Raw genomic sequence first — 4,442 nt, forward strand, 5'->3', positions numbered from 1 at the left:
CCCGTAGGAGCGAGGCTTGCCCGCGAAGAGGCCCTATCTACCAATAGAGATGCATGTCTCTTTATAGAGACTCGGCAATCCCCAGCGCCGCCATCTTCTTGTACAACGTCGACCGCCCCAGCCCCAACCGCGCCGCCGCTTCGATTACCTTCCCACCGCATTGCGCGAGGGTCGATTCAATCAACTGCCGATCAAACCGTTCGCGAGCCTCACTGAAGGTTTCATGGGTAATCGGCTCAATGGGCAGAGGCGCCGCACGCTCCACCGGGGTAAAGCTGCCAATCGCCGCGCGGATATCCGCCGCGTTCAGCATCAAGTCATCACTGAGCAACGCCGCCCGCTCCAGCACGTTGCGCAGTTCACGAATGTTCCCCGGCCAGGCGTGTTGCCCCAACAAATCCAGGGCTTCGCGGTTCAATTCGTGCTGGCTGCGCAGTTCCTCAAGGATCGCTTCACTGAGGGCCGGAAGGTCGTCGAGGCGATCACGCAGGGGCGGGACCTGGATCGGCAGCACATTGAGGCGGTAATACAGATCGGCGCGAAACTCGCCGCGTTTGATCGCCGCCACCAGATCGGTGGAGGTGGCGGCGATCACTCGCACATCACTCTGAATCACCTCGTTGGAGCCCACCGGTTCGAATTCCTTCTCCTGCAACACCCGCAGCAACTTGCTTTGCAACGGCAGCGGCATGTCGCCGATTTCGTCGAGAAACAGCGTGCCGCCCTGGGCGATTTGCAACTTGCCGGCGCGGCCCTTGCGATCGGCGCCGGTGAACGCGCCGGGCGCGGTGCCGAAGAACTCGGCTTCCAGCAGCGACTCGGGAATCGCTGCGCTGTTGATGCTGACGAAGGCTTTATGCGCCCGGGGTGATGCGCCGTGAATCGCCTGGGCCAGCAGTTCCTTGCCGGTGCCGGTTTCACCGAGCAACAACACCGGCGACTCTGCACTGGCGCTGCGTCGGGCGCGGCGTTTGACTTCGAGGCTGGCGGCGCTGGTGCCGATGAAGTGCGCGAAGTTGTACTTGGTCTGTCGCGCCCGGAGTAGAGAGCGGGTGGACGCCAGTTCTTCCTGCATGCTCAGGTAGCGCTTGAGCATTGGCGACAGGCTGCGCAATTCGTCGAACAGGGCAAAACCGATGGCGCCGATCACCGCGCCGGCATCGTCGTGAATCGGCAGGCGCATCACCACCAGCGGTTCCTTGGGGGTGTCTTGCATGTCCAGCAGGATCGGCCGTCCGGTGCGCACCACCTCACGCAACAGGCTGCCGGGGATCACGCTTTCACAGGCCCTGCCGATGGCACCTGCGGCCGACTCCAGGCCGAACCGCCGGGCATAGCGCTCGTTCATCCAGACGATGTTCGCGTCGCGGTCGACAATCACCGTGCCTTCGCTCGATTGCTCGATGATCTCGAACAGTGAACGGATCGCCAGGGTGCGAACGCGCTGGTAGTCCTTGAGGCTTTCGGTGGTGTTCATCGGAGTGTCCATTTTTGGAAATCAAGATCAAAAGATCGCAGGGATTATGCCAACCCCGGATGCGCCGCCGCCAACAGCTCTTTGGTGTATGGGTGCTGCGGTGATTCGAACACCGTGTGGCTAGCGCCGCTTTCCACCACTTTGCCGTCCTTGATCACGATCATGTCGTGGGCCAGGGCACGCACCACCGCCAGGTCGTGGCTGATGAACAGGTAGGTCAGGCCATATTTCTCCTGAAGCTGGCGGAGCAGGGCGACCACTTGTTTTTGCACCGTGCGATCGAGGGCCGAGGTCGGTTCGTCGAGCAGGATCAGCGCCGGTTTGAGCACCAGCGCGCGGGCAATGGCAATGCGCTGGCGCTGCCCGCCGGAAAATTCGTGCGGGTAGCGATGACGGCTTTGCGGATCGAGGCCGACTTCTTCCAGCACCCGGATTACCTGGGCTTCGCATTGGGCAGGGGTGGACTGGCTATGGACCTCAAGGCCTTCACTGATGATCTGCGCCACGGACATTCGCGGGCTGAGGCTGCCGAACGGGTCCTGGAACACCACCTGCATCTTCTTGCGCCATGGTCGCAGTTGCTTTTGCGTCAGGCCATCCAGCGCCTGCCCCTGAAAGCGAATGCTGCCTTCGGAATCAAGCAAGCGCAGGATCGCCTGGCCGAGCGTGGACTTGCCTGAACCGGACTCACCGACGATGCCCAGGGTCTTGCCGCGCTGAACGTTCAGGCTGATGCCGTCCACCGCTCGCAGGTACGTCTTACGCTGGAACAGCCCGCCACCGAGGGTGAACTGCACTTGCAGATTCTCCACTTCCAGCACGTTTTCACGCTCGTCCCGGGGCAGGGCTTCACCTTCCGGCTCGGCGTTCAGCAGCACGCAGCTGTAAGGGTGTTTCGGCTCGGTGAACAGCGTTTCGCAAGGTGCCTGCTCGACGATTTCCCCGGCGTGCATCACGCACACCCGCTGGGCCATGCTGCGCACCAGATTGAGGTCGTGGCTGATCAGTAGCAGCGACATGCCAAGCTGCTGTTGCAGGGATTTGAGCAGCCGCAGGATCTTGCGCTGCACCGTCACATCCAGCGCGGTGGTCGGYTCGTCGGCGATCAGCARTTCCGGYTCGYWGGCCAGGGCCATGGCGATCATKACCCGYTGKCGCTGGCCRCCGGACAGTTGATGAGGGTAGGCCTTGAGCCGCTCTTCGGGCTTCTGGATGCCCACCAGTTGCAGTAATTCCAGAATCCGCGCTTGCGCCGCTTTGCCACCCAGCCCTTTGTGCAGCAGCAGGGTTTCGCCGATCTGTTTCTCGATGCTGTGCAGCGGATTGAGGGAGGTCATCGGCTCCTGGAATATGATCGCGATCCGGTTACCGCGCAGTTCGCGCAAGACGTTAGCGTCGGCGCCGATCAACTCCTGGCCGCGATAGCGAATGCTGCCGGTGGTTTGCGTACCGTTTTCGGGCAGCAGTTGCAGGATCGAGTGGGCGGTCACCGACTTGCCGGATCCGGACTCGCCGACCAGCGCCAGGCATTCGCCGGGGCGAATGTCCAGAGATAGGTTGCGCACCACGGTCTGGCCACTGAAGGCCACGTTGAGGTCACGGATTTCGATCAGGTTGTCAGTCATTTCACCAGTCCGCTTCAAGAACGAGGGTCAAAGGCATCACGCAACGCCTCGCCAATGAACACCAGCAAAGAAAGAATCAGCGCCAGGGTGAAAAACGCCGTCAGCCCCAGCCACGGCGCTTGCAGGTTCTGTTTGCCTTGGCCAATCAATTCGCCCAGGGACGCACTGCCGGCCGGCATGCCGAAACCGAGGAAATCCAGCGCCGTGAGGGTGGATATCGCCCCGGTCAGGATGAACGGCAGATAACTCAGGGTGGCGTTCATTGCGTTGGGCAGAATGTGTCGCACGATCACCTTGCGGTCGGTCAGGCCCAACGCACGGGCGGCTTTGACGTATTCCAGGTTACGCCCGCGCAGGAACTCGGCGCGCACTACGTCCACCAGCGCCAGCCAGGAAAACAGCGCCATGATCCCCAACAGCCACCAGAAATTCGGCTCGACGAAGCCCGACAGGATGATCAGCAGGTACAGCACCGGCAGCCCCGACCAGACTTCCTGCAAGCGCTGACCAAGCAAGTCGACCCAGCCGCCGTAATAGCCCTGCAATGCACCGGCGGCGATACCGATCAAGGCGCTGATAAACGTCAGCATCAGCGCAAACAGGATCGACACCCGTGCCCCGAAAATCACTCGCGCCAGCACGTCCCGGGCCTGATCGTCGGTGCCCAGCCAGTTGACCTTCGACGGCGGACTTGGCGCCGGTTGATTGAGATCGTAATTGGGCGTGTCGTCGCTGAACGGGATCGGCGCAAACAGCATCCAGCCGTCGCCCTTGTGAATCAGCTTCTGCACGTAATCGCTGCGGAAATCGGCCTGAAACGGCAACTGGCCGCCGAACTCTTGCTCGGTGTGGCGTTTGAACGCCGGGAAGTACAGCGAGCCCTGATAACTGACCACCAGCGGTTGGTCATTGGCGATCAGTTCGCCGCCCAGGGTCAGCAGGAACAAACCGACAAACAACCACAACGACCACCAGCCCCGGCGGTTTTTCTTGAAGCGTTCAAAACGGCGACGGCCCAGCGGCGAGAGTTTGAGCATCAGGCGTTCCTCGCGGCGAAGTCGATACGCGGATCGACCAGGGTGTAGCACAGGTCACCGATGATTTTTATCAGCAGGCCGAACAAGGTGAAGATGAACAGCGAACCGAATACCACCGGATAGTCCCGCGATACCGCCGCTTCGTAACTCATGCGACCCAGGCCATCGAGGGAGAAAATCACTTCGATCAGCAGCGAGCCGGCGAAGAAAACGCTGATAAAGGCCTGGGGAATTCCCGAGACCACCAGCAGCATGGCGTTGCGAAACACATGGCCGTAAAGCACCTGGCGTTCGCTCAAGCCC

The 4,442-nt window shown here is 61.4% G+C and carries 4 protein-coding genes; all 4 read right to left on the bottom strand.

Features of this window, described 5'->3' with window-relative positions:
• Positions 1-61: 61 nt before the first annotated feature.
• Positions 62-1,477: a sigma-54 interaction domain-containing protein gene (locus AC1DLB_RS22430; protein WP_064617097.1), complete on the bottom strand. Its 1,416-nt coding sequence runs from the start codon at positions 1,475-1,477 to the stop codon at positions 62-64.
• A 44-nt stretch (positions 1,478-1,521) separates the two neighbouring features.
• On the bottom strand, positions 1,522-3,102 hold the full coding sequence (locus tag AC1DLB_RS22435) for an ABC transporter ATP-binding protein (RefSeq protein WP_477785669.1): 1,581 nt from the start codon (positions 3,100-3,102) through the stop codon (positions 1,522-1,524).
• A gap of 14 nt (positions 3,103-3,116) precedes the next feature.
• The gene (locus AC1DLB_RS22440; RefSeq protein ID WP_019578505.1) at positions 3,117-4,139 is read right to left on the bottom strand and encodes an ABC transporter permease; all 1,023 of its coding nucleotides are present in this window, start codon (positions 4,137-4,139) and stop codon (positions 3,117-3,119) included.
• On the bottom strand, positions 4,139-4,442 hold a 304-nt coding region (locus AC1DLB_RS22445), incomplete at its 5' end, for an ABC transporter permease subunit (protein WP_477785670.1). The genes AC1DLB_RS22445 and AC1DLB_RS22440, both read right to left, overlap by 1 nt.

The organism is Pseudomonas sp. 05N434, from assembly GCF_056396965.1.

Coding starts and splice junctions, on each gene's coding strand:
- AC1DLB_RS22430 (WP_064617097.1), bottom strand. CDS start 1,477: ATGAACACCACCGAAAGCCTCAAGGACTACCAGCGCGTTCGCACCCTG.
- AC1DLB_RS22440 (WP_019578505.1), bottom strand. CDS start 4,139: ATGCTCAAACTCTCGCCGCTGGGCCGTCGCCGTTTTGAACGCTTCAAG.